The organism is Pseudarthrobacter sp. fls2-241-R2A-127, from assembly GCF_030209355.1.
In the GTDB taxonomy this organism is placed as follows: domain Bacteria; phylum Actinomycetota; class Actinomycetes; order Actinomycetales; family Micrococcaceae; genus Arthrobacter.
This window is the reverse complement of the sequence record NZ_JARVSF010000008.1, coordinates 420598-443491: the sequence shown is the minus strand read 5'-3', so window position 1 is coordinate 443491 and position 22894 is coordinate 420598. Positions and strand designations below refer to the sequence as shown.

General features: G+C 63.9%; 19 protein-coding genes. 11 read left to right on the top strand and 8 right to left on the bottom strand.

Annotated elements, in window-relative coordinates; genetic code table 11:
- Positions 1–19: 19 nt before the first annotated feature.
- From QRN53_RS06625 to QRN53_RS06615, 3 genes are all read right to left on the bottom strand, one after another.
- A complete protein-coding gene (locus QRN53_RS06625; protein ID WP_285243214.1) occupies positions 20–1357 on the bottom strand; it encodes an ABC transporter substrate-binding protein in 1338 nt (445 codons plus the stop codon).
- Positions 1358–1432: 75 nt separating this feature from the next.
- The gene (locus QRN53_RS06620) at positions 1433–2335 is read right to left on the bottom strand and encodes a carbohydrate ABC transporter permease (RefSeq protein WP_285243213.1); all 903 of its coding nucleotides are present in this window, start codon (positions 2333–2335) and stop codon (positions 1433–1435) included.
- An 11-nt stretch (positions 2336–2346) separates the two neighbouring features.
- A complete protein-coding gene (locus tag QRN53_RS06615) occupies positions 2347–3291 on the bottom strand; it encodes a carbohydrate ABC transporter permease (protein ID WP_285243212.1) in 945 nt (314 codons plus the stop codon).
- 155 nt (positions 3292–3446) lie between these two features.
- Here QRN53_RS06615 and QRN53_RS06610 point away from each other — a divergent pair, with 155 nt between their 5' ends.
- The 3 genes from QRN53_RS06610 to QRN53_RS06600 all read left to right on the top strand — a co-directional run bounded on the left by QRN53_RS06610 (position 3447) and on the right by QRN53_RS06600 (position 7499).
- Positions 3447–4679, top strand: a complete 1233-nt coding sequence (locus QRN53_RS06610; RefSeq protein ID WP_285243211.1) for a Gfo/Idh/MocA family protein — start codon at positions 3447–3449, stop codon at positions 4677–4679.
- Between the two features lie 12 nt (positions 4680–4691).
- Positions 4692–5741 carry a LacI family DNA-binding transcriptional regulator gene (locus tag QRN53_RS06605; RefSeq protein WP_285243210.1) on the top strand — a complete coding sequence of 350 codons (1050 nt, stop codon included), beginning with the start codon at positions 4692–4694 and terminating at the stop codon, positions 5739–5741.
- A gap of 210 nt (positions 5742–5951) precedes the next feature.
- The gene (locus tag QRN53_RS06600; RefSeq protein ID WP_285243209.1) at positions 5952–7499 is read left to right on the top strand and encodes a glycoside hydrolase family 32 protein; all 1548 of its coding nucleotides are present in this window, start codon (positions 5952–5954) and stop codon (positions 7497–7499) included.
- 260 nt (positions 7500–7759) lie between these two features.
- Here QRN53_RS06600 and QRN53_RS06595 read toward each other — a convergent pair whose 3' ends face one another.
- The gene (locus QRN53_RS06595; RefSeq protein ID WP_285243208.1) at positions 7760–8620 is read right to left on the bottom strand and encodes a 3-hydroxyacyl-CoA dehydrogenase family protein; all 861 of its coding nucleotides are present in this window, start codon (positions 8618–8620) and stop codon (positions 7760–7762) included.
- A gap of 11 nt (positions 8621–8631) precedes the next feature.
- Complete coding sequence (locus QRN53_RS06590; protein WP_285243207.1) at positions 8632–9843, bottom strand: MFS transporter; 1212 nt, start codon at positions 9841–9843, stop codon at positions 8632–8634.
- Positions 9844–9937: 94 nt separating this feature from the next.
- Here QRN53_RS06590 and QRN53_RS06585 point away from each other — a divergent pair, with 94 nt between their 5' ends.
- Positions 9938–10513, top strand: coding sequence for a TetR-like C-terminal domain-containing protein (locus tag QRN53_RS06585; protein WP_285243206.1), 576 nt, complete (start codon positions 9938–9940; stop codon positions 10511–10513).
- Positions 10514–10911: 398 nt separating this feature from the next.
- The gene (locus QRN53_RS06580) at positions 10912–11058 is read left to right on the top strand and encodes a lmo0937 family membrane protein (RefSeq protein ID WP_285243205.1); all 147 of its coding nucleotides are present in this window, start codon (positions 10912–10914) and stop codon (positions 11056–11058) included.
- Positions 11059–11207: 149 nt separating this feature from the next.
- Here the strand turns inward: QRN53_RS06580 and QRN53_RS06575 are convergent, their stop codons facing one another.
- On the bottom strand, positions 11208–13616 hold the full coding sequence (locus QRN53_RS06575) for an alpha/beta fold hydrolase (protein ID WP_285243204.1): 2409 nt from the start codon (positions 13614–13616) through the stop codon (positions 11208–11210).
- A 133-nt stretch (positions 13617–13749) separates the two neighbouring features.
- Between QRN53_RS06575 and QRN53_RS06570 the strand changes: the two genes are divergently transcribed.
- The gene (locus QRN53_RS06570; RefSeq protein WP_285243203.1) at positions 13750–14319 is read left to right on the top strand and encodes a TetR/AcrR family transcriptional regulator; all 570 of its coding nucleotides are present in this window, start codon (positions 13750–13752) and stop codon (positions 14317–14319) included.
- A 23-nt stretch (positions 14320–14342) separates the two neighbouring features.
- A complete protein-coding gene (locus QRN53_RS06565; RefSeq protein ID WP_285243202.1) occupies positions 14343–15197 on the top strand; it encodes a 3-hydroxyacyl-CoA dehydrogenase in 855 nt (284 codons plus the stop codon).
- Positions 15198–15212: 15 nt separating this feature from the next.
- On the opposite strand, the gene QRN53_RS06560 is transcribed toward QRN53_RS06565, so the two are convergent.
- Positions 15213–15497, bottom strand: coding sequence for an FAD-dependent oxidoreductase (locus QRN53_RS06560; protein WP_285243201.1), 285 nt, complete (start codon positions 15495–15497; stop codon positions 15213–15215).
- Positions 15498–15632: 135 nt separating this feature from the next.
- On the opposite strand from QRN53_RS06560, the gene QRN53_RS06555 reads away from it, so the two are divergent.
- The 3 genes from QRN53_RS06555 to QRN53_RS06545 all read left to right on the top strand — a co-directional run bounded on the left by QRN53_RS06555 (position 15633) and on the right by QRN53_RS06545 (position 20229).
- The gene (locus QRN53_RS06555; RefSeq protein WP_285243200.1) at positions 15633–16985 is read left to right on the top strand and encodes a bifunctional glycosyltransferase family 2/GtrA family protein; all 1353 of its coding nucleotides are present in this window, start codon (positions 15633–15635) and stop codon (positions 16983–16985) included.
- Between the two features lie 8 nt (positions 16986–16993).
- Positions 16994–19138, top strand: coding sequence for a glycosyltransferase family 39 protein (locus QRN53_RS06550; protein ID WP_285243199.1), 2145 nt, complete (start codon positions 16994–16996; stop codon positions 19136–19138).
- Positions 19139–19374: 236 nt separating this feature from the next.
- Positions 19375–20229 carry a serine hydrolase gene (locus QRN53_RS06545; RefSeq protein WP_285243198.1) on the top strand — a complete coding sequence of 285 codons (855 nt, stop codon included), beginning with the start codon at positions 19375–19377 and terminating at the stop codon, positions 20227–20229.
- A 66-nt stretch (positions 20230–20295) separates the two neighbouring features.
- Here QRN53_RS06545 and QRN53_RS06540 read toward each other — a convergent pair whose 3' ends face one another.
- The gene (locus tag QRN53_RS06540) at positions 20296–21099 is read right to left on the bottom strand and encodes a glycoside hydrolase family 25 domain-containing protein (RefSeq protein ID WP_285243197.1); all 804 of its coding nucleotides are present in this window, start codon (positions 21097–21099) and stop codon (positions 20296–20298) included.
- A 730-nt stretch (positions 21100–21829) separates the two neighbouring features.
- Here QRN53_RS06540 and QRN53_RS06535 point away from each other — a divergent pair.
- Positions 21830–22858 carry a LacI family DNA-binding transcriptional regulator gene (locus tag QRN53_RS06535; RefSeq protein ID WP_502934822.1) on the top strand — a complete coding sequence of 343 codons (1029 nt, stop codon included), beginning with the start codon at positions 21830–21832 and terminating at the stop codon, positions 22856–22858.
- Positions 22859–22894: the final 36 nt, after the last annotated feature.

Below are 22894 nucleotides of genomic sequence, written 5' to 3'. Positions count from 1 at the left end.
GCCGGTATGGCGGATGGCCTTACTTGAAGAGGGCGTTGACCTTTTCGTTGGCCTGGGTGAGGGAACTGGCCGGGGCCTTGCCTGAGACGACTGCGTCCATGGCAGGGTTCATGATGCCGTCCACTTTGGCGGCCTTGTCCGCGATCGGGAAGAGGAACGTCGTTCCGTCCTCCACCTGTTGGGTGAAGGGGGTGACGTCGACGCCCTTGGCTTTGAAAGCCGCGGCTGCCTTGTCGGTGGAGGACTTGATGGCGGGAAAAACGACTCCCTTGGCCGCGACGACGTCCTGGCAGGCTGAGGAGGCGAGGTACTCGACCCATTTGACGGATGCTGCCGGGTTCTTGGTACCGGCCCAGATGGAGTCGGCCAGGCCGTTGAACATGGAAGCGCGCTTGCCGTTAGGTCCTGTCGGGGTGGGTGCGATGCCGGTCTCGATGCCCTTGTAGCTGGTGTATTGACCGATCGTCCAGTCTCCCGCGGTGTTGATCGCGGCCTTCCCGGCGCCAAAGTTGTCCTGCATGCTGGCGCCTACCGTTGTTTCCAGTTTGGGCATGTAGCCCTTGTCCGCCAGCCCTGCCCACCAGTTGATGGTGTCCTGGAACCGGGGGTCGTCGTAGTTGAATTTGGTACCCCAGGGGTTCTTGTCCGTGTGGGTCCAGCCGGTGGTGGCCGTCAGGAAGCTCCACTGGGTCTGGCCCTGGCCCGAGCCCGAGGACTCCAACCCCAGGCCGTAGACGGCCACGTTGTTCTTATCGAAGCCGGCTTCGTCGCCGCGTTTGCCGTTCTTGTCCACGGTCAGGTGGGCGATGGCCTTTTCGTAGCTGCCGCCATCCTGGGGGTTCCAGTCCAGCTTGGCCATCTGCTCAGGGGTGATGCCGGCGGCGTCGGTCATGGCCTTGTTGTAGAAGAGGCCTACGGTGTCCCAGTCCTTGGGAAGGCCGTAGCGCTTGCCGTCCTGGCCCACCCAGAGATCGGCGAGGCCCTTGTTGTAGATCGAAAGATCGACGTGATCCTTGGCTACGGCGTCGTCGAGGGTCAGCAGCTGCTTCTTGGCGGCCAATTCCGGGTATTTGGACAGGTGGTCGGCGAAGACGTCCGGGGCGTTTCCCGCGACGAACCCGTTGGTGAGTGTGGTCCAGTAGTCGCCCCAGCCGCGCTGGGTTACTTTGACCTTGATGTCCGGGTTGGCTTTGGTGAAGTCGTCCGCGCACTGCTGGTATGCGGGCAACTGATTGGCATCCCACAGCCAATAATTGATTTCACCCTTGGCCTCGGTGGAGGTGGATCCGCCGCCGCAGGCGGAGAGAGAGATGGCGATGGCTGCGGCGGCAGCAACGGCGCCGAGGGATTTCTTCATGATGGACCTTTCGAATTGGGCATGAGGTTGCCTCAGGGATGGTGTTGAGGAGGACTTAGCTGGGGTCAGGGGACGTTATTTGATGCCGGAGAACCCGATGGAGTTGACCACTTTCTTGCCGAAGGCGAGGAAGAGGATGAGGATGGGCACGGCCGCGACGATGGTGGCGGCCATGAGTCCGGACCAGTCGGGGGCGCCCTGGGGGGACTGGGACTTGAAGACGCTAAGGCCCACGGTGAGGACGCGGATACTTTCGTCGTTGCCGACGAGCAGCGGCCAGAAGTATTCGTTCCATTGGCCAATGAATGTCAGCAGCGCGAGGGTGGCCACGGGCGCGGCGGCGTTGGGCAGGACGATCTGGAAGAAGATGCGGCCGTGCTTGGCGCCGTCGAGCATTGCTGCTTCCTCTACTTCCCGGGACATGCTGAGCAAGAACTGGCGCAGGAAGAAAATGGCGAACGCGGACATGAACAGGTATGGCAGTGTCAGCCCGGCGAAAGTGTTGAGCAGGCCAAGGTTCTTGACCATGAGGAAGTTGGGCAGCGCGGTGAAGATCCCCGGGATCATCATGGTGGCCAGAAATACGGAGAAGACCGCGTCACGGCCGGGCCAGCGGAGCCGGGCAAAAGCGTAGGCGGCCATCGCACTGAACAACACTTGGCCCGCGGTAGTCACGGTGGAAAAAAGTATTGAGTTGCGCAGGTACAGCCAGAAGTCGATGGCTGCCCCGGAACCGCCTTCGGCGATGGCCTCCTCTGTCGTTTGCATTCCAAAGACACGCTTGAATGCGCCCCAGGAGAAGTCAGCCGGCAGGAGGTTGGCAGAGTTGGAGGCCAGCGAGTGGTTGCTGGAGAGGGCCGTGCGGAGCATCCAGAGGAACGGGAAGATGGTAACGGCCAGTGCGACGGCGATGACAGCCCATGCACCGATACGGTGCCAGTCCAGGGCTTTGCGGGTCGGGAGCGTTTGAGTGGTCATGGCTGGGTTCCTTAGTCCAGGTCCGATTCGTTGCCCTTGAGGAACTTCATCTGGACGAAGGCCACAAGCGCGAGAATGACGAACAGAATGACGGACAGGGCGGAGGCGTAGCCAAAGTCCGATTCGCCGAAGGCTTTTTGGTAGATGTACATCTGGATGACGCGGGTGGCGTTGACCGGGCCGCCTTGGGTGGTGACGGCGACGGTGTCGAAGACCTGGAACGATCCGATGACGGTGACCACCAGGACCAATACCAGGACCGGACGGAGGAGCGGCATGGTGATGCTCCAGAACGTCCTGGTGGGGGAAGCCCCGTCAAGTGATGCCACTTCGTAGACGTGACGGGGAATGGCCTGTAGCCCGGCGAAGATCAGCAGGGCCGTGTAGCCCATGTGGCGCCAGACGTTGACGAAGGCGATGGTGGGGATGGCCCATTGCTCGCTGCCAAAGAAGGCGACGCGGGGAAGACCCAGCCAGCTGATGAATTCGTTGACGATGCCGATCTGGTAGTCGAGCATCCAGAACCACAGCAGAGCGACGATCACATTGGCGACCAGGAAAGGGAGCAGCAACGCCCCGCGGATGAACGTGGACTTGGCTACGCGGTGCATCAGCAACGCCAGACCGAGGGCGATGACTGTCTGGAAGACGATGTTGATTGCGACGTACTGGAGGGTCACCGCCATCGCGTTCCAGAAAAGGTCGTCTTTGAAGACCGCTGTGTAGTTGTCGAGGCCGATCCAGGTGGGCTCCCCAAGGATGCTGTACTCGGTGAAGCTCAGGTAGATGCCGCGGATTGTCGGGACGAGCGAGAAGACGACGAGGCCGATCAACGCCGGGAGGATGAACAGCAGCGCGATCCTGAAGTCGCGCAGTTTGGCCATCCGCAGGCCTGGCTTTGATCGACGCGGCGCCTTACGCGCTGTGGCTGGTGGGTGCTTTGTAATGGTGGTCATCTTTGATCCCTCTCCTGTGAGGCAGGTAACAATTGACGGATACTCTACGCGCGTTGCGTTGGGATGAGCAACTCTTTTCTTCAAAAAACTAGCAATTTGGGCCTTCTTATTTATTTGGTTGACGCGCGTAGATTTGCGCGTGCATACTCTTTGCCATGACTTCTTCACTTGGAATCGTTGGCGCCGGACAGTTCGCGGGCGTCTTCGGCAAGCTCTTCGCTGCCCACCCTGGAATCTCCGACATCTATTTCACCGACCTCATTCAAGAGCGGGCTGAGGCCCAGGCCCGCAGCGCCGGTGCGGCCGGCACGTTCGACAGCTTCGAATCAATGCTGGAAAGCGATGTTGATGCCGTTGCGATCTTTACCCAACGATGGACTCACGGTCCTTTGGTGGTGCAGGCGCTGCGGGCCGGCAAACACGTCTACTCAGCCGTGCCAATGGCAATCTCTGAAGCCGAGATCGCCGACATTATCGAAGCGGTCCGCGAAACCGGCCTGACCTACATGATGGGCGAAACCAGTTACTACAACCCGGCAACAGTTTTTGCCCGCAAGAAGAACGCAGAGGGCGCGTTCGGCCGGATCTTCTATGCAGAGGGCGACTACGTCCACGACATGGACCTTGGCTTTTACGATGCGTACCAGTACAGCGGCGGGGAAAATTGGAAGAGCACCGCCAGCTACCCGCCCATGCTCTACCCCACGCACTCAGTTGGCGGGGTCCTCGGAGCAACCGGAGGCCATGCTGTCAGTGTCAGCTGCGTTGGCTACCGGGATGAACGCGGTGACGGCGTCTTCGACCGCGACGTAAGCATGTTCGCCAACGATTTTTCCAACGCCAGTGCACTTTTTGAACTTGCCGGTGGCGGGTCTATGCGGATCAACGAGTTCCGCCGTGTGGGCTACCCCTCCCACTTGCGCGAAAGCCGCTTCCGCTACTTCGGTACGGAGGCCAGTTTTGAACAGCTTGCCCTGGTAAGTGTGTGGCAGGACAAGCAAGCCGTGACGGACATCAGCGGAGAGCTGGAGACCGTGGCCACCATGGATGTGGATGACCCCTTGCTGGCTGATGTGGCTCCTGCGCTTCGCGACGCCTTTATTTCCGGTATGTCCGCCGTGCACGACTCCGGCCGCCTGCCCGAAGAGTTCCGTGGGCTGCCCAACGGGCATGAGGGCAGTCATCACTTCCTCGTCGATGACTTCGTCACTGCGATTAACACCGGCACACTGCCGCCGGTCAATGCCTGGGAAGCGGCTCGTTACACGCTGCCCGGCATCGTAGCCCACCAGTCGGCCCTGCGCGGAGGCGAACGTCTGCCCGTACCCGACTTCGGCGACGTCCCGGCCAGCCTGGCGCGCCCGGCGCTCCGCGACTCGGTCAAGTAAAACGCCGCTAGCATGGTTGCCATGCCGCATCCGACCCCGCACGCCAGGCCCGCTGTCACACGCGACGATGTCGCCCGGCGGGCCGGCGTCAGCCCCGCCGTCGTCAGCTATGTCGTCAACGGGGGGCCGAGGCCAGTTTCCGCTGCGACCGAGGCCAAGGTGCGGCAGGCTGTCAAGGCATTGGGTTACCGGCCCAACTCGGCAGCCAGGGCTCTCGCGCTGGGTTCAAGCGAAATGCTGGCCATGATCGTCCCCGACGCCATCAATCCGTTCTACGCCTCGCTCGCCCGCGCAGTTGAAAACGCCGCGGCCGAGCGGGGCTTCACCCTCCTTTTGGCGGATTCCCAGGACTCGCTGCGCACAGAACGCCGTCTCATCAAGAATTTTGCCGCTCGCAGGGTGGATGGCCTGTTCCTCTCGAGCGTGCTGTTCGAACCCGATCTGATGGATTTGGAACAGGCCGACATTCCCGTCGTCCTGCTGAACCATCCCGCTGATGTTGTCCTGAAAGGCGGTGTTGGCGGGCGCGGCGCCAATGCTGTCGGAGTGGACTTTCAGGAAGGTGGGCGCCTGGCTGTGGAGCACCTTATCGGCCATGGGCACGAAAGGATCGGACTGGTGATGGGCGGCAACGCCGACAGCGAGCTTGACGCACGCGAGGTCGGCTGGCAGCAAGGCATCCGGGACGCCGGCCTCACTCCAGGCCCAATCATTCGGGTGCCGTTTACCCGTCAGGGCGGCTACCGGGCCGGGCAGGAACTGCTGGCCCGTACCGAGCGGCCCACCGCCGTCTTCGTCTGCTCCGACCAGCAGTCCGCGGGTCTCCTCTGCGCCCTCCACGAGGGAGGCCTTCGACTGCCGGAGGACATGGCCGTGTTCTCCTTCGATGGCGCGCCCGAATCTGAGTACACCTGGCCACGGCTCAGCACCGTCGCCCAACCCTTGAAAGACTTGGCACAGGGCGCCCTTGACGCACTCCTAAATCCCAAGCCCGGACCGGAAAACAACACCAAAATTTTCCCCGCTGAGTTGATTCTGCGCGCATCCTGCGGCTGTCACTGATAGATACATCCCTCACCGGCCGTGCTGGAGCAGTCACCGGCCCGGGATAGTGCCATTTCGCACACTGCGGGAAACCGGCACTTCCCCCTCGTGGCCGGCATGATTCAGCCGGCATCAGCGGCGACTGTGCTTTCTTGCTGCCCGGAAGCCACGCGGCAGCCCCGACTTCACCCCGCGAACACCATCAACGACCCTTAGGCACCAATCGACATGACTGCGCTTTCCGTCCACGACGATGACATTTTTCGGCCCGTTTTCCACTACAGCGCCAAGAACACGTGGCTGAACGATCCGAACGGACTCGTACACCACGAGGGCATTTACCACGTCTATTACCAGAACAACCCCTTTGGAAGCGTGTGGGGCAATATGTCCTGGGGCCATGCAACCTCCACGGACCTGCTCCACTGGGACGAGCAGCCCGTCGCCATCCTCTGCGACGCCGAGGAGGACATCTTTTCGGGCAGCATCGTCATTGACGAGTACAACACCAGCGGCCTGGGCGACGGGCAGACCGCCCCGCTGGTGGCAATTTACACCAGCGCCTACAAAGACAGCTCAGTCCGACGCGGCACACAGGCCCAGTCCTTGGCCTGGAGCTCTGACGGTGGCTACACCTGGACCAAGTACCAAGGCAACCCCGTCCTCGACAGGAACTCCGCGGACTTCCGCGATCCGAAAGTTTTCCGCTACAACGGGCTTTCGGGCAGCTATTGGGTGATGGTGGCCGTCGAAGCCAACGAGCACAAAGTAGTCATCTATAGCTCCGAGAACCTTCGGGACTGGCACTATCTCAGCAGCTTCGGACCCGCCAACGCCACCGGGGGCGTCTGGGAATGCCCTGACCTTTTCCCTTTGCCCCTGGATGGCGACGAAGGGCAGACCAAATGGGTTCTCACCCTGAACCTCAATCCTGCAGGGCCCAACGGCGGGTCCGGAGGCCAGTACTTCGTCGGCCACTTCAACGGCGTGGCCTTCACATCCGAAACAACCGTCACCCAAGGGATAAGCAAACGGGCTGATCTCGACGCCTACCAATGGCTCGATTGGGGACGTGACTACTACGCGGCGGTGTCTTTCAACAACGCCCCCGACGGGCGCCGTCTCATGGTCGGCTGGATGAACAACTGGCAATACGGCGCAGCCATCCCGACCTGGCCATGGCGCAGTCCAATGTCCCTTGTACGCGAAATGTCCCTCGTTACCGACCAGGGCCGGCCGCGACTGGCCCAGCGGGCCGCCGACGAGTATCTAGCCCACAACCCAGAATCGGTGGACACCTGGCCTGGTCTTGCGATAGCTGAAGGAATCCACCATCTGGGCGCGGGAGTAGCGGTAGGGATCATCGAGGTGACCTTCACCCCGGACTCCGCAGAGGAGTTCGGACTCATCATTCGAGGCAACGGCTCCGACGGCACACGCATCGGCATTCGCCCCTTAGAGAACCGGCTCATCACGGACCGGACACGCTCTGGAGACACAGAATTCCATGACGCCTTTGCATCAGTAGACACAGCCCCAATAAGACCAGCCTCCGACGGGTCCTACACGCTCACCGTCTTCATCGACCGCTGTTCCGTGGAAGTCTTCGCCCAAAATGGCCAAGTCACCATGACAGGACTCATCTTTCCAGAGCCGGACAACACCGATATTTCGCTGTATTCCGAAGGAGGATCCGCCACTGCCTCCTGCCTGAAAGTGACGCGCCTCGCGGAGCTACCTGCGCACGTGACAGAGCCAATGCTTCTGCGTGGGTAGACATCGCCTAGCCACAGAGAATCCAGGCATGCAAGATTTCGCCTTCCGAATTACACCCCCCGGGGGGGGGGGGGGGGGTCCCTCATGGTCTGCGAGCCAGTACCCGCCAGCCCCAGGGTCATAGATACCGACTGGGCCAGTTGCCCTTTTACTGTTGATAAAGCGGCATATTGCTGGGCTCCTGCTTCAGCGCGGGGCCAGGTGCGGCCGGCGCCCGAGGGCGCGACGGCTGCAATTGGGCCCCGCATAGCTAGTGGAGGTTAGGCGTAGTCGTTGTAGAAGCCGCGGCCGGACTTGATTCCCAGCCAGCCCTTGCCGATGTATTCCTGCAGCAGCGGGGCGGACTTGTTTTCCATGCCGGCCAGTTCGCAGTAGTGGTTCTCGATGTCGAGCACCACGTCCAGGCCCACCTGGTCCATGAAGCGGAACGGTGCCGTGTCCGCCTTGAAGACGTCCACGAACAGGGCGTCCACGTCCTCCGGCTCGGCCACGCCCTCGGCCACCACCAGCAGTGCCTCGCGCTTGATCGCGGCCCAGACCCGGTTGAAGATGAAGCCGGTGCTTTCCTTCCGGACCAGGTGCGGGGCCAGCGCGTAGCCGGGCAGTTCGGCCATCAGCAGGTCCAGGACAGCCGGGTCAGTCCGGCCGCAGGACATGAGTTCCACCGAGCGCACGGCCGGCGGCATGTAGAAGTGCATGTTCAGGACCCGCTCCGGGGTGGACACGCCGCCAATGAACTCCGAGGACGCGAACGACGACGAGTTGCTGGCCAGCAGCGCGTCCGCCGGGGCCAGCCGGTCCAGGTCCGCGAAGATCCCGCGCTTGAGCTCCAGCATTTCGGGCACCGCCTCGACCACCAGCCAGGCGTTGTCCAGGGCGGCAGCGAGGTCGCCGCCGGCGGTGATCCGGCCGGCTGCCGCGCCGCCGTGCTCGGCCGCGACGGCGGGCCGCTCGGCCTCGATGAAGTCGACGGCGGCCTGGCCGACGGCCGGGTTGAGGTCGAAGATGCGCACGTCGGCGCCGCGCAGCGACAGCATCAGGGCCACGCGGCGGCCCAGGGTGCCGCCGCCAATGACGGTGATGGGCCGGACGGCGGTGTGGGCGGGGAGGGAAAAGGTCATGGCGTTTCCTTTCAGGACGCTGCCGGGGAATCGGTAGCCAGGGTGGGACGGTGGGCGGGGTTTTTCCGGATGGTGCGAAGCAGGGCCGGAATGGCGGCGAGCACGAGGGCCACGCCGTAAATCAGCGTGGTCCCCTTCATGCCGGCCACGGCCACCAGCAGCCCGGCGGCCACGGCGGGGACGCTGAAGCCGAGGTAGCAGATCAGGTAGATGCTGGAGAGCATGCCCACGCGCTCGTGCGGACCGCAGAGCGGGAGGGTCATGCGCATCGCGCCGAAGTACCCGCTGCCGAAGCCGACGCCGGCCACCACGGTGCCCGCGAAGTACAGCGGCGCGGATCCGAGCTGGACGGCCAGCACGGTCAGGGAGATGCCGGTGATCAGGGAGACGACGCCGGTCAGCAGCGTGGTCCGGTCCGAGCGGCGGCGGACCACCAGGATGGCCAGGGCGCCGGGAACGAAGAGGGCAAAGAGGGCCAGGCCGCCCACCAGCACCGAGTTGCCCCGGGTGATGGCGTGCGCCAGGGCCGGCCCCAGCGAGAGGTAGAACCCTGCCAGCGCCCAGGTGGCCGCGGCCACCGGCATGGTGGCGGCCATGGTTTTCCGGGCGGAACCGGGCATCCGGGCCTCGGGTATCAGGGAGCGCAGCCAGCCAGGGGCCACCTGGCCGGCGCTCGGCAGCCGGAGCAGCGCCACACCGAGGACCAGCAGCAGCACGGCGAGGAAGAAGTAGACCGTCTTGGTCGGCTCCGGCAGGAACCTGACGACGGAGGCGGATCCGAGCGCGCCGATTGAGAGTCCGATTGGCGAGGCGGCACTGTTGACCAGGGACCCGCGGCCGCGGCGCTTCGGGCCTTCAAACGCCAGCAGTGCGGCGCCCGCGGCACCCATCGCGGCACCGGTGGCAACACCCTGCAGCGCCCGGGCGGCCAGCAGCATCTCCGGGCCCGGCGCGAAGGCGAAGGTCATCATCGCGCCGATCTGCAGCGCCACCGCGCCCAGGAGCACCGGCCGCGTGCCCACGTGGTTTGCCAGCGAACCGACCACCAGCAGGGTCAGCAGCACGGCCAAGGCGTAGACGGCGAAGATCACCGTGACGGCCGCGGAGCCGAGTCCCCACTCGCGGGCGTAGAACTCGTACAACGGCGAGGGCGCCGACGAAGCGCCGATGAAAACCGTCAGGAGCGCCGCGTGAAGCCAGAACGCGGTACCGGTGTTCTTCACAACTAATCCTGCCTACTCGAAATATCCAAACGCACAATCTGTGCATTAAGAGGCTATACCCGCTAAAGCGGATAGTATGCCTTAGGCTGGTGTGATGATGACGACAGCGACCCCCCGCCCCGGCGGCCGGAGCGCCCGCGTCCAGCAGGCCGTGCACCAGGCCGTGCGCTCGCTGCTGGCGGAGAATGACGGCGACCGGACCGCCCTCTCCGTCCCGCTGGTCGCGGACCGGGCGGGCGTGAACTCCTCCACCATCTACCGTCGCTGGGGCGACCTGCCCCGGCTGCTCGCCGCCGTTGCCTCGAACCAGATGCTGCCGGAGCAGGTGGAGGACACCGGCTCGCTCAGGGGCGATATGGAGGCGTGGTTCGTCCCCTACGTGGAGGAATTCTCATCACCACTCGGACGGCAGGTGCTCAGGGACATGCTCGCGGACGGCGCAGTAACCCGCGACTATTTCCAGTCCATGCAGGGCCACGTCGAAGAGATCCGCAGGCTGGCCGGACTCCGAGGCGAAAGAGCGCCGGCGACATCGGAGATTGTCGATGCTGTTGTCGCCCCGGTGATCTACCGGATTCTCTTCAACCATGAATCAGCAGCCGCCCTGGAGGTCCAGGGCCGAATCGAACGGCTGCTGGGGGAGCGGTCGAAGGGTCCCGCTGAGACTTAGATTCCAAAACCCTCCTTCAGGCAAACGTGGTCGGCCGTTGGATTTGGCTGTCGGTATCCGTCCAGACAATCCGCCGCTGGTCTGTTCGCGCTCTTTGGGCAGCGTTGGCGAAAGCGCCAGGCCCACACAGTCGGAGCGGCGGGAATCACCTGGGCCGCGAGCTCTGCCCAAGCGGGATGCCAGAGGCGCGTCCCGGCCCCCTCGCGCGCTGGTGCGGGCGGCCAACGAGCACCGGACGGCGGGCTGGATTCCAAGCCATGGAGTCGACACGAAACATAGAGCCCAACGAATCACACCATTGGCACTAAGCATGCTTAGTATTAAGCTGAAGCTGTCCGAACTCAAGCGCCCGGACCACGGGACTGCATTTCGGCGAGTAACAACTAAGGGAGACACTCATGTTGCTTTGGATTGCCATAATCATCGCCGTTCTTTGGCTGCTTGGCCTGCTGGCCAATATCGGCGGAGGATTGATTCACATCCTGTTGGTGGTTGCCGTGATCGTCCTGATTGTCCACTTCGTCCGTGGCAGGTCCCGGGTCTAACCACCGCGACATCACGAAGGCCCGCATCCTTGATGCGGGCTTTTGTTTTGGCTGGAAATTGGCCGCGCCAACATCGGCGTGTGACTAATGCCTTTTTGGAACCTATCCTGACGGTCGTTCCCCAGCCTGGCCGACGTCGAGAAGCGCCTTTAGATGCTTGCCGCCTGACGGTCTGCTGAGACCCTCGTGAGGAAGTCCTCCACTACGGCCGCGAACTCGTCGGGCCGTTCAATCTGCGGCATGTGTCCGGTTTTGGCGAAGACGTGCGACTCTGCGCGGGGCAGTGCCGCCACGGCCGCTTCAAGGTGGCTGAACGGCAGGACGTGGTCGTGGTCGCCCCACACCACCAACGCCGGAACGTCGGACTTGGCGAGCGCCCCGATCAGAGCGGTACGCCACCCGGGCCGGACACCGGAGATCGTTCCGAGGTCGCGGGCCATGTCGAGCAGTGTCCGGCGATGCGCCTCACGCTGCGACAGGGCTAACGCGTGGCCGATGCGGTCCTCCGTGACCAGCGTTTTGTCGTAAAAGATCGCTCGGACGGTCCGGCGTGATGCTTTCTCGTCGGGCCGCAGGAGCAGGGCCGCCAGCGGGCGGACCGAAAGAAGGCGAAGGACCAGTGCCACGTCCTTGCCGAATCCGGCGCTGTTGGCCAGGACGAGCGCGGAGACGCGGTCCGGATGGTCGGTGGCCAACTTCATTGCCACGGCACCGCCCAGCGAGTTGCCCATCACGGGCAGCGGCCCGGAAACCCCTACGGCGTCCAGGAAGCCAGGCAGGATCCCGGCCAGCCTCGCGAGCGTCGTCGTGCCGGGGAGCCGTTCGGAATACGCGAAGCCGGGAAGGTCGACGCTGTAGACCGTGTGTCGGTCCGAGAGCCGCTCGTGCTGTTCGTTCCAGTCCTCGAGGCTTTGGCCGATGCCGTGCAGCAGCAGGACCGGGTCCCCGCTGCCGGTCTTCCGGTAGCGCAGGCGTGTCCCCGCGACGGTGGCGTAGCCCGTTCCCGGCAGCGAGAGGGGATCCCGGGCAGGGGCCGCGGGTTGCCGGTCGGTTGCCCGCACCGGCTGGCCGCGCCGGCCGAACCGGACGTGGTCGGTCAGCCTGCCGGCCCGGAGCAGGGCGAAGTCGCGGAAGTAGTTCTGGTGCAGCCGCCACGGTGAGCCTTCGCCCTGCCGGGGGAGTTGGTCGGCGCCGCGGAAAATGTAGCCGGCCTTCAGGTCGATCAGCGAGGACAGCGTGCCGTTGGCGACGTCCGCGGGCGCAACGGGCACCACCCACTGGAGGTTCCGGCGGTCGAGCTGCTTGATCAGCCTGCAGATGTAATCGGCGACCAGGTCCGCCTTGAGGGTCCAGGACGCGTTGGTGTAGCCGATGGTGAGGGCGAAATTCGGAACACCCTCGAGCATCATGCCCTTGTAGGTGAGGGTTCTGCCGACGTCCACGGGCTCGCCGTCGACGGAGAGCTTCGTGCCGCCGATCACCAGCAAGTTCAGTCCCGTGGCCGTGACAATGACGTCGGCGGGCAGCGATGTGCCGGAGGCCAGGTCAATCCCGTCCGGGGTGATCCGGGAGATCGTGTCGGTCACGATCCCGGCAGTGCCGGCACTGATGGCCCGGTACAGGTCCCCGTTGGGGATTGCGCAGACCCGCTGGTCCCACGGCTGGTACGACGGGGCCAGGTGCGTGTCCACCGGGAATCCCGCCGGCAGTTTGGCTACTGCCGACTTGCGCAGGATCGCCTTCATCGTCTCGGGCCGCCGTCGGCTGAGCTGGTAAGTGAACATGGAGAAGAGAATGTTCTTGGAGCGTACGACGTCGTACGCCAGTTGCGCGGGCAGCTTGCCCCGGAGACGGTCGGCCAGGTGGTCCCGCGCGGGCACGGGGGCGATGTAGGTGGGGGAGCGCTGCAGCATCGTCACCTTGGCCGCCGACTTTGCCATGGACGGCACCAGGGTCACGGCCGTAGCGCCGCTGCCGATGACCACCACCTGCTTTCCCGCATAGTCGAGGTCTGCCGGCCAGTGCTGCGGGTGGACGATGCTTCCAGCAAAGGTGTCGGCCCCCTCGATAGCCGGGGCGAAGCCCTCGTCATAGCGGTAGTAGCCGGAGCAAACGGACAGGAACGAGCAGGTGAAAGTGACCGGCTCGGGGGAGGAAGCGGTGTCGCCGGCCCGGAACTCGCCGCCGGAGGTGCGGACCGCCGTCACGGTCCACAACGCGGTTTCGCTTGACCACGCGGCGGAAACGACCCGGGTGTTCAGCCGGATCCGCGGCGCCAGGCCCTCGTCGGCGACCGTTGCCTCGATGTACTCGCGGATGGACTCGCCGTCCGCGATCGCCTTTGCGCCGGCCCAAGGCCGGAAGGAGTAGCCGAGCGTGTACATGTCGCTGTCGGACCGGATCCCGGGGTACCGGAAAAGGTCCCACGTCCCCCCGATGGCGTTCCGCGACTCCAACACGGTGAAGGTTTTTCCGGGTACCTCGCGCTTCAGCCGGCTGGCGAAACCCACGCCGCTCAGCCCGGCGCCGACAATCAACACATCTACGTGCTCGCTCATGCCGCCAAGCTATCGACTTAGTGTTGAGATAGTCAACACTGTGTTGATAACCGAGGCTAGGATGGGACGCATGGTTCAAAGAGGAAGACGCAGCGCGAGGGTTTCGGGGGATGAGCGGCAAGACGCAATTCTGGTGACCGCGGAGGCCCTCCTGGCCAGCCGTGCCTTTGACGACGTCTCCATCGAGGACCTGGCCCGGGGTGCCGGCATTTCGCGCCCCACGTTCTACTTTTACTTCCCCTCGAAAGACGCCGTGCTGCTGGCCCTGCTGGACCGGGTCATCACCGAGGTCGAGCACCGGGTGGGGCACCTGCCGCGCGATTTCGAGAGCGACCCCGCGGGTGCGTGGACCCGTTCCATCGGAATGTTCGTAGAGGTATTTGTCTCGCACCGCGCTGTGTCGACCGCCGCCATCGGTGCCCGCGCCCGCAACGACGAGGTGCGCGGACTCTGGTCCAGATCGATGCAGTCCTGGGTCGACTTCTCAAGCGACGTCATCCGTGCCGAACAGGCCCGCGGGGCCGCGCCGGCGGGCATCGACGCGCACGACCTCGCGGTGAGCCTGAACCTGATGAACGAACGGGTCATTACTGCTGCCCTTAATCGGGAGAGTCCCGCCATCGCGGAGACCGCCGCCCTGGACGTCCTGTCAACCATCTGGATCCGCAGTATTTACGGGTCCGACAACCCCGGCGGGCGCTAAGCCCGCGCCGAAAGGAAACCAGAATGCCCTCCATCAAGACGCTCACGGTGCTCGGCACCGGAGTGCTCGGCTCCCAGATCGCCTTCCAGGCCGCATTCCACGGTTTCGCGGTCACCGCCTACGACGTCGACGAGGACGCGCTTGCCAAGGCGCGGGACCGTTTCACCCGCCTGGCCGGCATCTACCGGGCACAGGTAGCGGGCGCGTCCGGGGGCAAGACCGAAGCAGCCCTGGCAAACCTCCGCCTCACCGCAGACCTCGCGGACGCCGTCGTCGACGCGGACCTCGTGATCGAAGCCGTTCCCGAACTGCTGGAACTCAAACGCGGCGTCTACCGCAAGCTCGCTGAGCTGGCACCGGCCAAGGCCATCTTTGCGACCAACTCCTCCACCCTGCTACCCAGTGACCTGAAAGACTACACCGGACGCCCGGACCGCTTCCTCGCGCTCCATTACGCCAACAACATCTGGGCGCAGAACATCGCCGAGGTCATGGGCACCGCGGAGACCGACCCGTCGGTGTACGCCGCCGTCGTCGACTTTGCCCGGAACAGCGGACTGGAACCGATCGAGATCAAGAAGGAGAAGGCCGGCTACGTCCTGAACTCGCTGCTGGTTCCGCTGCTGAACGCGGCCGCCGGACTGCTGCTGCAGGGTGTCGCTGACCCGCACACCATTGACAGGACCTGGCGCACCGCCACGGGGGCCCCGAGCGGACCGTTCCAGATCTACGACGTCGTTGGCCTCACCACCGCGTACAACATCGCCTCGGCCTCCCCGGATGCCGGTTCCCAGGCGTTCGCCCAGTACCTGAAGAAGCACTACATCGACCAGGGCAAGCTGGGCGTCGCCTCGGGAGAGGGCTTCTACAAGTACTGAGCCGCCGGGGGACCATTATTGCTGCTGCAGTTCGTCCCGTGGCATCCACGGTTGTGCCGGCTGGCTTGTTGGCTTCATGGCAGCGCGAATCTGGGCTGCGACCCGTTCTCCTTCGGAATACGCCCCATGGGTGCCGGCGGTTTCCGACGTATAGTCACCGGCGAAATGCAGCCAACCCACGGCGCGCTGGAGTTCGGGAAGGACGGATGCCCGTTCCGGGCTGAGCAGGGCGAAACAGTGCTGCCAGGTCTGGGCGTGCACGCCGAGCACCCGGCCGCGAAGCTCGGGAGCTGTCCACACCTACTTACGCTTTATTGATCCGACGGCGGTAAGTGCCGGCATGGTCTACCACCTCACCAATCGCAGGGCATACCTAAGCGCGGATTTACAGGATCTCTTCGGGAAGGGCACAGCTTCGCCGCTTAACTTAAGCGCATGCCCAGTACGACTACTACCCACTCCGGGGGCCTGATCGCCGAACCCCCCGGCGGACACGAGCCAGCAGGCGTGTCCGCGGGCGGTCGCGTGCCTGCTGTCCGGCCCGAGCGTGCTCCGGTTCCTACCTCCAACGGCATCGTGGTTCTCGATGTCGCGCTCCCGGTCTACAACGAAGAAGCGGCTCTGGAAACTGCGGTCCGGCGTCTGCATTCCTACTTGAAGGACAGTTTTCCGCACCGCTTTGTCATTACCATTGCGGATAACGCGAGCACGGACTCGACCCTGGAGATTGCCCACCGTCTTTGCGCTGAGCTCGGTGACGTGCGCGTCGTGCATCTAGACCGGAAGGGGCGCGGACGGGCGCTTCGGACGGTTTGGCTTGCCTCTGAGGCTGCAGTTGTGGCCTACATGGATGTTGATTTGTCGACTGATCTGGCTGCACTGGGGCCGCTTGTCGCACCCCTGCTGTCGGGCCATTCGGACTTGTCCATCGGGACGAGGCTGAACCGGAACTCACGCGTGGTCCGGGGGGCCAAGCGTGAGTTCATTTCCCGAAGCTACAACCTGGTTCTCCGGGGCTCCTTAGGCGCCCGGTTTTCAGACGCCCAATGCGGCTTCAAAGCTATCCGATCCGACATCGCCCGGGCCCTCCTGCCATACACCGTCGATGACGCATGGTTTTTCGACACCGAGCTTCTGGTCATCGCCGACCGGGCCGGATTGCGGGTGGCCGAAGTGCCGGTGGACTGGACTGACGACCCGGACTCGTCGGTTGATATTTTGCGAACTTCCATCGATGACCTGAAGGGGATCGTACGGATCGGGCGGGACATGATCACCGGACGCATCCCCGTCACCGAGCTGCGCGACGCCCTGGGCCGCAACGCCCCGGACAGAAGCAGCGGAGCTCTCCTGGGGCAAATGGTCCGCTTTGGTGTCATCGGGGCCTTATCAACCTTGGCCTACCTTGTACTCTTTTTGACACTCCGCACGATTGCCGATGCCCAGGCTGCGAATTTCGTGGCGTTGCTCATCACTGCCGTCGCAAACACGGCAGCCAACCGGTTGTTCACCTTCGGGGTCTCCGGGCGCTCGGGCGCCTTACGACATCAATTCCAAGGCCTCGCAGTGTTTGTTTTGGGCCTGGCACTGACGTCCGGAGCGCTGTTCTGGCTTCACTCCGAACACGAACCCTCCAGGGGTGTCGAAGTGGCGATCGTCGTCGGCGCCAACCTCCTGGCCACCTTGCTGAAATTTATCCTGTTCCGGTCCTGGGTTTTCAAACACCCACGCCGCCACCCCGCCGCGCCAGCCCCGCCGGGGCCCACTGATGCGCCCGCAGTCAAGTGAAAGACACCATGAGCACCGAATCCATCACCAACACCAGCCCCATACCGGACCCGTCCCGCGACGCATCCCGGCAGGCCGCGTCCGCCGCCCAGTGGAAGCGCCTGGCCTTCGGCGAGGGGCAACCCCGCTGGGTGCGGCCCTCCGCCGCGGCGCTGCTCCTGCTGACAGGGCTCATCTACTTGTGGAATCTGACGAACTCGGGTTATGCCAATGCCTTCTACGCAGCAGCCGTCCAGTCCGGGACAAAAAACTGGACGGCATTGCTTTTCGCATCCCTGGACCCGTCCAACGCCATCACTGTAGATAAACCACCGGCAGCTTTCTGGATCCCGGCCTTGTTGGGCAGGATCTTCGGATTCAGTTCCCTCACCATGCTCCTGCCCGAAGCCGTTATGGGAATCGCATCCGTGGGGCTGCTCTACCTCGCCGTGAAGCGGGCGGCCGGACCGGCCGCAGGTCTTCTCGCTGGAGCCGCACTCGCCGCTACACCCGTCGCTGCCCTCATGTTCCGCTTTAACAACCCCGACGCCATGATGGTTTTCTGCCTGATGGCCGCTGCTTGGATGACGACGACGGCCATCCAAAAGGGCAGCCCCGCCTGGCTCTTCTGGGCAGGAACCTTTGTGGGCATGGCCTTTCTAAGCAAGATGCTCCAAGGATTCATGACTGTCCCCGCTTTCGGACTCGCCTACCTGATAGCGGCCCCGGTTTCCCTGAAGAAGAGGTTTCAGCACCTGCTCGCCGCCGCCGGCGGTATCACGGTTGTCACCGGAGCCTACGCGCTGGTATTCCAGCTCTTCCCGGTCTCGGCCCGGCCATACATGGCCGGTTCCCAAACTAATTCACTTTGGGAACTCGTCTTCGGCTACAACGGACTCAGCCGCATCCTCGGTCGCGGCGCCGGGAGGTCCGGTGGCGGTGTGGCACCGGATTTCGCCGGTAATCCCGGGGCCGCGGGCGGCTTCCCCGGCGCAGCCGGGGGTGGGGGCGGATTTTCCTTCGGGGGCCCTCCGGGCGTCCTCCGCCTGTTCGGAGGAGAGTTCAGCGCGGAAGTGGCATGGCTGCTGCCCGCGGCAATCGTCCTTCTCGTCGCCACGCTGTGGTTTATGCGGCGACTGGCGAGAACAGATATTGTCCGCGCGGCACTAATCATGTGGGGCACTTGGCTGCTTACAACCGCGGCTGTTTTTTCGTTCATGAGCGGCACAATCCATGCCTATTACACTGTCGAACTTGCTCCCGCTGTGGCTGCCGTAATCGGTATCGCCGGAGTCCAACTCTGGAGGCAACGGTCCATGGCCGCAGTCCGGGCTGTCCTGGTGTCGGCCCTATTGCTCACGGCAGCCTGGTCTTTCCTCCTTCTCTCCAACAGCCCAGGCTGGCTCCCGTGGCTCCGTTGGACCGTGCCCGCCGTCGGCATACTCAGCGCGGCCCTCATCGCGGCCGGTCCCGTCCGGACCGCGCGCGCCGGTGTTGCGGCGGCAGTGCTGGCTCTCGTTTCTGCAGGCCTTGGCACGGGTGCATGGACTCTCGCGACGGCGGCAACCGGCCATACCGGCGGCTCTCCTTCTTCCGGGCCGGCCTCCGCGGCCAACAACCAAACAATGGGACTGGCCGGCATCAGCAGCCCGAACGTCGCCGGCGGCCGCGGCGGGGCAGCACGCGGACGTCCCGACTTCCGTGCCCCGGCCAACTTCGAACCGGGGGGAGCACCCGGAGGTTTGGCGGATGCTGCCCCTAGCGACCCGGCACTGAATGCACTGCTGCAAAAGGAATCGACAACATGGTCCGCCGCTACCATCGGGGCGAACAGCGCCGCCGCTCTTGAGCTTGGTTCCAATACGTCAGTCATGGCCATCGGCGGGTTCAGTGGCACTGATCCTTATCCGACGCTGGACCAGTTCAAACAAATGGTGTCCGCAGGACAGATAGCCTATTTCATCCCCGGCAGGCCTTTCGGGGGCCCCGGAACGCCTCAAGGAACAGCGGGCGCCCGGCCGCAGGACAGCGGCCCGGGTGCCGGAGCCGGGGGTAATAATGGGGCTGGACGGTCCGGAGCGGGCGGCACTTCCTCGGCCATCACCCAATGGGTCCAAGCGACATTCCCGGCCACAACGGTCGGCGGGAGCACCGTCTACCAGCTGCGCAAATAGCAAAAAATTCCGGACCGTACCGGGAATGACAGGGACGACTCTCTGCACGGCGGCGAGATAACAGCCGGTTCAAAGCTTCGGCATAGGTTCCACGTTTATCGTTACCGACTGTGGACGAACCAAAACCCCAGCGGCCTGACCGACAGTCATCCAGGATCGGCCGCGGCCGCCACGGATCCAGGGCGTTTCGCCGCCGCCGTGCGCTCATACTGGGGGCGTGCGCCGTTCTTCTTGCCGTGGCAGTTCCCGTCAGCGTCCACGTGGCGGCGCAGGCCCGATCAACACCCACCGTGGGGTCGGGCAGCACGACGACGACGGTTTCGGGCCAGAAGCCGGCTCCACCAGCGAAAGCTGCGTCCGGGGCGTCCGGGGCGTCCGCCGTCATCGACGCTGCCCTGGACGCCACGATTAACGGCATCATCGACGCCCACCCGGAGTATCAAATCGGGGTGGCGCTCATGGAGATACCGGCCGGGGCTGCCAGCGATCAAGTCCACCTGTACGGTGTCGAGGAACCATTTGAGGCTGCCAGCACCGCCAAAGTCCTGGCAGCCGAAGCGTATTACCACCTTGTTGAAACCGGCGAAGCATCGCTGAACGAGCCCCTGGGGGCCTATCCCGCGTCCTTTCAGCTGCAGGCAATGATCCAACAAAGCGACAACGACTCCTGGTCGCTGATCATGGACGCCGTCGGCCACCAGGAGCTGACCGACTACGCCAGTTCTTTGGGCGTACAGTACGACCCGGAAAGCAACACGCTCACCCCCGCGGACATGGCCCACATCCTCGCGGGGCTCTACTCCGGGAGCCTGCTCAATGCCGCGGACACCTCACAGTTGTTATCCACCATGCAGAACACGAACGATGAAACTCTCATCCCGGCCGCAGTTCCCGCAGGCGTCACGGTTTACCACAAGTACGGGGAGCTTGACGGGGAACTTCACGATGCCGCGGTCCTGGCCAAGGACGGACACGCCTACACCCTGGTGGTCTACACCAAGGGTGAAGACTTAGGCAGCGTCCCCGAGCGCACCGACATCATCCGTCAGGTGACAGCGGCAGTGGCAGACGCCCTCTTCCAGGCTCCCTGATTCACTGGCCCGGAACGTTTCCTGCGTCCTGCACCAGGAGTCCCGCCCACCATCGCGCGGCTATTCTCACTGACCCGACGGGCTGCGTGCCCACGGCACCCCCTCGGGGAAGGTAAGCAGTCCGCCCAAGTCAAGGGAATTTCGCTCGTCACGGCCTGCAGTTCCGGGACCCTCCCCCTGGCCGGTGCCGGTGCGGGCGTCGGGTTGCAGGGCCGTATGGCTTGGGCAGGCGAGGTTGTAGTCAAAGGATGCGGTGGTGAACTGGGTCTGCGTCACGGTCCCACCGGGTGTGAGCGGATCAGCCCCGCAGTTAGCCTCCGCGGACGCAGGGGAGTCTGCACCAGCGATCCAGTCATCGAGTTTGTTCAGGTTGCTGCCGACATCAATGACGCCAGCGATTTCGCCGAACTGGTAACCGGTGGAGTAGATTCCAACCTGTGCGCCGATGCCCTCCAAGTAGGCCGTCATTCCCTCCAGAACGGCCGCGTTCGCCCCGGAGTCTGACGACCAGCTGTTCAAGGTTTCTACATCCAGCCACCACAAACGGTGCGCCGGGTCCGGGACACCACGATGAATGACGTCCTCAAAGGCCAGCCCATAGCCGTAGACGTACGCGCAGGCCGCAGTAGCGGTTCCGGCGCACACCCCATACGGATTGTTGATCTGGTTCCCGTTGTAGACGTTTGACGTGGGCCACCAAGATCCGCCGGCGCCCGGATTTGCGGTATTTACGTACACCGGAACGTGGTTGCCGGCCGGGCCTCCGGGGGTGCCCGTGGCCCAAGCCAGCTGTGCGGCTAAACAGGGGTTGGTCGTGTCCGGAAGGCCGCCGTTCACCCCCACGACAGCGAAGCCCGGAAGTTCCGGCATTTCCGCGCCGCACTGCGGCCAGGAGATGTCTATCCCGGAGGCAGCGGCGACCGGTGGAAGAGCCCCGGGGGAGTTGTCTGCCCGCGCCGGCCCGACCTGCCACCCCAACAACAGGCAACCAACGGCCAAAAGGCACGAACCGACAAAAATTATTGCGTTTCTCAAAACTTCGCCTTAGTTCTTCCACTGGCTACAACGGGTACCAGTATTTGCCGGGTAGGCCCGTCGTCCGAGTCGGCTGGCTGGCTGATTGTTCGGAACTGCGGGGCATGGACTTCCCTACGAGCAACTGCGTGGGTGGCTCGGCTGCGGCGCCGTCGTGGCTTGTACCGAGGGAATGGCGCTCGGCGATGCCCCATCGCTGGGTATCCGGTTCTGACGGGTTCGGCCTTGTACACCATTTAGGTTCTGGAACTGGCTCCTGCCGGGCCAGCTCTGTCCCGCGCCGGCGCTTCATCGGACGTGTGCGAATCTCCTCTTTGAATTTTGCTTGACCGCCGCGGATGACCAGCGTCGCGTATGGCATGCGGGAATCCTATGGCCCTTTGCTCCGAACTTCCCGAGAACTAACTGATTCCCTGTAACGCGGATGGGATACCTACGTTCAAGGGAACCGCCCTCCGAGGCAGCGCTCCGTGTGCAGGAAGTTTTGCAGAAAATCCTTGACCGAATTACTAAACCGGTTTAGTCTTACTTTACTGAACCGGTTTAGTGACCCAGATCATAGGAGGTGTTGGGCTTGGCGGGTGCCACGATCAGCGACGTCGCCAGCGCGGCAGGCGTCAGCAAGGGCGCTGTTTCGCTTGCCCTGAACGGTCAGCCGGGCGTCGGCGAGGAAACGCGGAAGCGGATCCTCGCTGCAGCGAAGGCTCTCGGATGGACCCCCAGCCTCCGAGCCAAGGGGCTCGCGTCCGCACGCGCCTACGCTATCGGCCTGATACTGGCACGAGACCCGAAGCTGTTGGGTACTGATCCGTTTTTCGCAGGATTCATCGCCGGGATCGAAACCGTCCTGGCGGAGCACGAGTACACTCTCGTGCTCACGGTCGCCGCGGATGAGACAGCGGAACGAAAGAGTTACCGGAAGCTCTCTGCGGGCAGGGTGGATGGGTTCATCCTCACGGACCTGCTCCTCGATGACCCGAGGATTGGGCTGTTGGAGGAACTCAAACTCAAAGCCGTGACCCTCAACCGGCCGGACATCGAATCTCCCTTCCCGGCCGTCAGCATGAACGGCACGGAAGGATTCACAAAGGCGGTTGAACACCTCGTAGCCCTCGGGCATACCCGCATTGCCCATGTCGGTGGACCCTTACGCTACGTGCACGGAAGGGGCCGATACGACGCATGGAAGGACGCACTCCAGGCAGCCGGCCTCAAGAGCGACCTCTTCATTGAGTCTGACTTCACGGCCCCAGGCGGCGCCGACAGCACCGAACGTCTCCTCGCAATGGACGACCGGCCGACGGCGATCGTCTATGCGAACGACCTTATGGCTACGGCAGGCCAGTCCGTGGCGCAGGCTCGGGGTTACTGCGTCCCGGATGACCTCTCGATCACCGGTTATGACGATGCCGAGTTCGTTCGGTATCTGAACCCTCCGCTGACCACAATTTCTGCCGATCCGCTGCGTTGGGGCCACGAGGCGGCACACGCCATGCTTGCCCTGTTTGACGGCAGCCATGACGGGCAGGACGTCCGCCTGCCTCCGCCGGAACTGATCATTCGGGGTTCGACCGGGCCGGCACCCGACCGCTGATCCCACCTGTGAGGCAGCAAATCACTTCGCACCACA

Coding starts and splice junctions, on each gene's coding strand:
- QRN53_RS06625 (WP_285243214.1), bottom strand. CDS start 1,357: ATGAAGAAATCCCTCGGCGCCGTTGCTGCCGCCGCAGCCATCGCCATC.
- QRN53_RS06620 (WP_285243213.1), bottom strand. CDS start 2,335: ATGACCACTCAAACGCTCCCGACCCGCAAAGCCCTGGACTGGCACCGT.
- QRN53_RS06615 (WP_285243212.1), bottom strand. CDS start 3,291: ATGACCACCATTACAAAGCACCCACCAGCCACAGCGCGTAAGGCGCCG.
- QRN53_RS06610 (WP_285243211.1), top strand. CDS start 3,447: ATGACTTCTTCACTTGGAATCGTTGGCGCCGGACAGTTCGCGGGCGTC.
- QRN53_RS06605 (WP_285243210.1), top strand. CDS start 4,692: ATGGTTGCCATGCCGCATCCGACCCCGCACGCCAGGCCCGCTGTCACA.
- QRN53_RS06600 (WP_285243209.1), top strand. CDS start 5,952: ATGACTGCGCTTTCCGTCCACGACGATGACATTTTTCGGCCCGTTTTC.
- QRN53_RS06595 (WP_285243208.1), bottom strand. CDS start 8,620: ATGACCTTTTCCCTCCCCGCCCACACCGCCGTCCGGCCCATCACCGTC.
- QRN53_RS06585 (WP_285243206.1), top strand. CDS start 9,938: ATGATGACGACAGCGACCCCCCGCCCCGGCGGCCGGAGCGCCCGCGTC.
- QRN53_RS06580 (WP_285243205.1), top strand. CDS start 10,912: ATGTTGCTTTGGATTGCCATAATCATCGCCGTTCTTTGGCTGCTTGGC.
- QRN53_RS06575 (WP_285243204.1), bottom strand. CDS start 13,616: ATGAGCGAGCACGTAGATGTGTTGATTGTCGGCGCCGGGCTGAGCGGC.
- QRN53_RS06565 (WP_285243202.1), top strand. CDS start 14,343: ATGCCCTCCATCAAGACGCTCACGGTGCTCGGCACCGGAGTGCTCGGC.
- QRN53_RS06555 (WP_285243200.1), top strand. CDS start 15,633: ATGCCCAGTACGACTACTACCCACTCCGGGGGCCTGATCGCCGAACCC.
- QRN53_RS06550 (WP_285243199.1), top strand. CDS start 16,994: ATGAGCACCGAATCCATCACCAACACCAGCCCCATACCGGACCCGTCC.
- QRN53_RS06540 (WP_285243197.1), bottom strand. CDS start 21,099: ATGCCGGAACTTCCGGGCTTCGCTGTCGTGGGGGTGAACGGCGGCCTT.